We start from the raw sequence: 4,158 nt of genomic DNA, 5'->3' as shown, positions 1-4,158 counted from the left end.
GGAGATCGGGCAGGTCGTCAAGGTCATCACCTCGATCGCGGAGCAGACGAACCTGCTCGCGCTCAACGCGACGATCGAGGCGGCCCGCGCGGGGGAGGCCGGCAAGGGCTTCGCCGTCGTGGCCGGGGAGGTCAAGGAGCTCGCCCGGGAGACGGCGCGGGCCACCGAGGACATCGCCGCCCGCGTCTCGGCGATCCAGCTCGACACCGCGGGCGCCGTCGACGCCATCGGCCAGATCTCGGCGATCATCGCCTCGATCAACGACTACCAGGGCTCCATCGCCTCGGCGGTCGAGGAGCAGACGGCGACGACCACCGAGATGGCCCGCTCGGTGCAGGAGGCGGCCACGGGCTCCGGTGAGATCGCCGGCACCGTCACCCGGCTCGCCGCGGCCGGCGGGGAGTCCAGCGTGGCGGTCGAGCAGATCGGCGCCTCCCTCGTCGAGCTCGACCGGATGTCCGCCGACCTGCGCCGGCTCTGCGCCCGGTTCGTCTACTGAGGCCGCGCCATGACACCCGTGAGGAGGCGGCTGCGATGACCGTCCGCGTGCTCGTCGTCGACGACTCCGTCGTCGTGCGCCGGCTGGTCACCCACGCGCTCGCCGCCGACCCCGCCATCGACGTCGTGGGCACCGCCGCCAACGGCCGGCTCGCCCTCGCCAAGATCGAGCAGCTCGCCCCGGACCTCGTGACGATGGACATCGAGATGCCCGAGCTCGACGGGATCGCCGCCGTGCGGGCGCTGCGCGCGGCGGGCCACCGCATGCCCGTGGTCATGTTCTCCACGCTCACCGAGCGCGGAGCCGCCGCCACCCTCGAGGCGCTGTCGGCCGGCGCGACGGACTACGTGGCCAAGCCGACGGGCGCGGGCAGCGTGCACGAGGCGCTCGGCCGGGTCGCCGCCGAGCTCGTCCCCAAGATCCACGCCCTCGTCCCCACCCGGCTCGGCGCCGTGCGCGGCCGCCCTGCCGCAGCCGCCGGCGACACCACCAGGCCCTCCACCCGCGGACCGGTCCGGCTGCGGCCCGCCTCCCTCCGCGCCACCCCCGTCCGGCTCCTCGTCCTCGGCGCCTCCACCGGCGGTCCGGCGGCCCTGGCCGAGGTGGTCGGCGCGCTGAGCAGCCCTCCGGCCGTCCCCGTCGCCGTCGTGCAGCACATGCCGGCCGTGTTCACGCGTCAGCTCGCCGACCGGCTCGACCGCCTCGGCCCGGCGACCGTCGTCGAGGCCACCGACGGACTCGCCCTGCGGGCGGGCCACGCCTACGTCGCCCCGGGCGGCCGGCACCTCACCGTGGTGGCCGACCGCACCGGCCTGCGCGCCCGGCTCACCGACACCCCGCCGGTGAACTACAGCCGCCCCGCCGTCGACGTCCTCTTCCGGTCGGCGGTCGCGGCGCTGGGCGGGGCCGTCGGCGCCGTCGTGCTCACCGGGATGGGCAGCGACGGCGCGGCGGGGTCGGGCGCGGTGGCCGACGCCGGCGGTCACGTCGTCGTCCAGGACGAGCAGTCGTCGGTCGTGTGGGGGATGCCGGGCGCGACCGCGACCGCCGGCCACGCGCACGCCGTCCTCCCGCTGCACGAGATCGCCGCAGCCATGGAGCGGATGATGTCCGAGGGGCTGCGGTGAGCGTGTCGGCGCAGACCTTCGACTACGTCGCGGACCTCGTGCGCACCAGGAGCGCGATCCAACTCGGACCCGGCAAGGAGTACCTCGTCGAGAGCCGCCTCGCACCGCTCGCGCGGGAGCGGGGGATGGTCGGGCCCGCCGCGGTCGACGCCTACGTGCGCGACGTGCGCCGCGGACCGGACCGCGGCGAGCTCACGCGCGTCGTCGAGGCGCTGACGACGAACGAGACGTCCTGGTTCCGCGACAGTGCGGCCTTCGGTGCGCTGCGCACGCACCTGCTCCCCGGGCTGCGCGCGCAGCGGCCCGGGCCGCTGCGGATCTGGTCCGCCGCCTGCTCGACCGGCCAGGAGCCCTACAGCATCGCGATGACCCTGCTCGAAGCAGGGGAGACGCGCTTCTCGGTGCTCGCGACCGACCTGTCCACCGCGGTGCTCGCGCAGGCCACGCGGGGCGAGTACAGCCAGCTGGAGATGAACCGGGGACTGCCCGCGCCGATGCTCGTGCGTCACTTCGCCCGCGCGGGCGCCGGCTGGGCCGTGACGGACGAGCTGCGCAGGCGCGTCGGCTTCGCGCAGCACAACCTCCTCCAGCGACCGCCCCCCGGGCCGTTCGACGTCGTCTTCCTGCGCAACGTCCTCATCTACTTCGACACCACGACCAAGCGCGACATCGTCGCCCGCGTCCGCCGGGCGATGCGCCCGGGCGGGTTCCTCATCCTCGGCGCCGCCGAGTCGATGGTGGGGATCGACGACGCCTGGGAGCGGGTGACCGTCACCGGCGGACCGGTCTACCGAGCACCTGGAGGCACCCCATGAGAGCCCTCGTCATCGACGACTCGCGCGCCATGCGCCGCATCGTCTCCCGCCAGCTCGAGGGCCTCGGGTTCGCCGTCGACGAGGCGGGCGACGGGGCCCAGGCCCTCGCGCTCCTCGAGGCCGACGCCGGCTACCACCTCGCGTGCATCGACTGGAACATGCCCGTCATGGACGGGCTGGCCTTCGTCCAGGCCGTGCGCGCCCGGCGGGAGTGGCGCGGCGTCACGCTCATGATGGTGACGACGGAGTCGGAGCACGACCAGATCGTGCGCGCGCTGGCCGCCGGGGCGCACGAGTACCTCATCAAGCCGTTCACGCCGGACGCGCTCCTGGGCAAGCTCGAGATCCTCGGGCTCGTGCCCGCCGGGGAGATCGCATGACCGGGACCATGGCCGACCACGTCGTCGCCATCACGCGGGACCTGTTCACCGCGATGGTCGACGGCGAGCCCGGCGCGCTGGGCGAGGTGCCCGGGACCGCGCCGGTGCTCACGGACCCGGTACGGGCGTGGGTCGACATCCGCGGTGACCGGGCCCTGCGGATCCTCGTGGCGACCGGTCGCGTCACTGCCGAGCGGATCACCCGCGCGCTGCTCGACCTCGAGGAGCACGACGACGTCGCGGCCGACGACGTGGGCGACGCGCTCGGGGAGATCGCCAACGTCATCGGCGGCAACGTCAAGGGCCTGCTCCCCGACCGCTCCGTCCTGAGTCTGCCGGTCGTCGCCTTCGGCGGCCCCGGCCCCGACGGCGCGCCGCTGTGGACGAGGTCCCTGCAGTGGCGCGAAGAACCCCTGGTCGTCTCGATGGGGGACGTCCCCGTGAACCAAGAGGAGTACCTGTGAGCCTGCGAGTGATCGTCGCCGACGACAGCAAGGTGATGCGTCAGATCGTCATCCGGACCCTGCGCCAGGCGGGGTACGGGGACTGGGAGGTCACCGAGGCGACGAACGGGGCCGAGGCGCTGGAGCTCGCGCTCGCCCAGCAGCCCGACCTCGTTCTCTCGGACTGGAACATGCCCGAGATGACGGGCATCGAGCTGCTGCGCCGGCTCAACGCCGGCACCGACATCCCCCTCGGCTTCGTCACGTCGGAGGGGTCGCAGCAGATGCGCGAGCTCGCGCAGAGCGAGGGGGCCCTGTTCCTCATCGCCAAGCCGTTCACGCCGGACGCGTTCCGCTCGACCATCGACCCCTTCCTCGCCTGATGGCCACGACACCGCTCCCGCCCCTCAAGGAGCTGCGCGACCTGCTCACCATGCTCGTCGGGCGCGACTGCGAGGTCGCCCTGGCCGACAGGTCGGTGACCCCGGCCACCGAGCCGGGCGTCGTCGCCGGGGTCTACGTCACCCAGTTCCTCCGCGCCGAGGTCGTCGTCGCGCTCGACACCTACCTCGCCGCCGCGCTCGGCGGGGCGCTCGCCCTCCTCCCGGCCCGGACGGCGCTCGGGTCGGTGGGCCCCGGCCCCCTGCCCGAGACGCTGCTCGAGAACGTCTCGGAGGTCCTCAACGTCGTCTCCGCGCTCTTCAACGTCGGTGACGCGCCGCACCTGCGGCTGGAGGACGTCCACGACTCGGGCGCCGCGCTCCTGCCGGCGGACGTCGCCTCCTGGCTGCGCAGCTACGGTCCCCGCCTCGACGTGCGCGTCGACGTGCGCGGCTACGGCGACGGGCTCCTGTCGATCGTCCTGCGCTGAGGCCTCAGCGGGGCTCGACGACG

General features: G+C 74.1%; 7 protein-coding genes. All 7 read left to right on the top strand.

The window, feature by feature from the left end; genetic code table 11:
* Positions 1-499 (top strand): methyl-accepting chemotaxis protein (locus tag FHE66_RS05140; protein WP_255303607.1); only part of this gene is annotated, 499 nt, incomplete at its 5' end.
* 35 nt (positions 500-534) lie between these two features.
* A complete protein-coding gene (gene cheB / locus FHE66_RS05135) occupies positions 535-1,626 on the top strand; it encodes a chemotaxis-specific protein-glutamate methyltransferase CheB (RefSeq protein ID WP_139071914.1) in 1,092 nt (363 codons plus the stop codon).
* Entirely contained in the window at positions 1,623-2,441 is an 819-nt protein-coding gene (locus tag FHE66_RS05130) for a protein-glutamate O-methyltransferase CheR (RefSeq protein WP_139071913.1), read from the top strand. The genes cheB and FHE66_RS05130 overlap by 4 nt, the downstream gene beginning before the upstream one ends.
* Positions 2,438-2,821, top strand: a complete 384-nt coding sequence (locus FHE66_RS05125; protein WP_139071912.1) for a response regulator — start codon at positions 2,438-2,440, stop codon at positions 2,819-2,821. Before FHE66_RS05130 ends, FHE66_RS05125 begins: the two co-directional genes overlap by 4 nt.
* The gene (locus tag FHE66_RS05120) at positions 2,818-3,285 is read left to right on the top strand and encodes a chemotaxis protein CheX (protein WP_139071911.1); all 468 of its coding nucleotides are present in this window, start codon (positions 2,818-2,820) and stop codon (positions 3,283-3,285) included. The genes FHE66_RS05125 and FHE66_RS05120 overlap by 4 nt, the downstream gene beginning before the upstream one ends.
* 2 nt (positions 3,286-3,287) lie before the next feature.
* A complete protein-coding gene (locus tag FHE66_RS05115; RefSeq protein WP_139071915.1) occupies positions 3,288-3,647 on the top strand; it encodes a response regulator in 360 nt (119 codons plus the stop codon).
* Positions 3,647-4,135: a hypothetical protein gene (locus tag FHE66_RS05110; RefSeq protein ID WP_139071910.1), complete on the top strand. Its 489-nt coding sequence runs from the start codon at positions 3,647-3,649 to the stop codon at positions 4,133-4,135. The genes FHE66_RS05115 and FHE66_RS05110 overlap by 1 nt, the downstream gene beginning before the upstream one ends.
* The last annotated feature ends 23 nt before the right edge of the window (positions 4,136-4,158 follow it).

Source organism: Georgenia sp. 311 (assembly GCF_006151955.1).
Classification (GTDB): domain Bacteria; phylum Actinomycetota; class Actinomycetes; order Actinomycetales; family Actinomycetaceae; genus Oceanitalea; species Oceanitalea wutianyii.
Note: the sequence above shows the minus strand (reverse complement) of the source record. Positions and strands in the feature narration are given on the sequence as shown.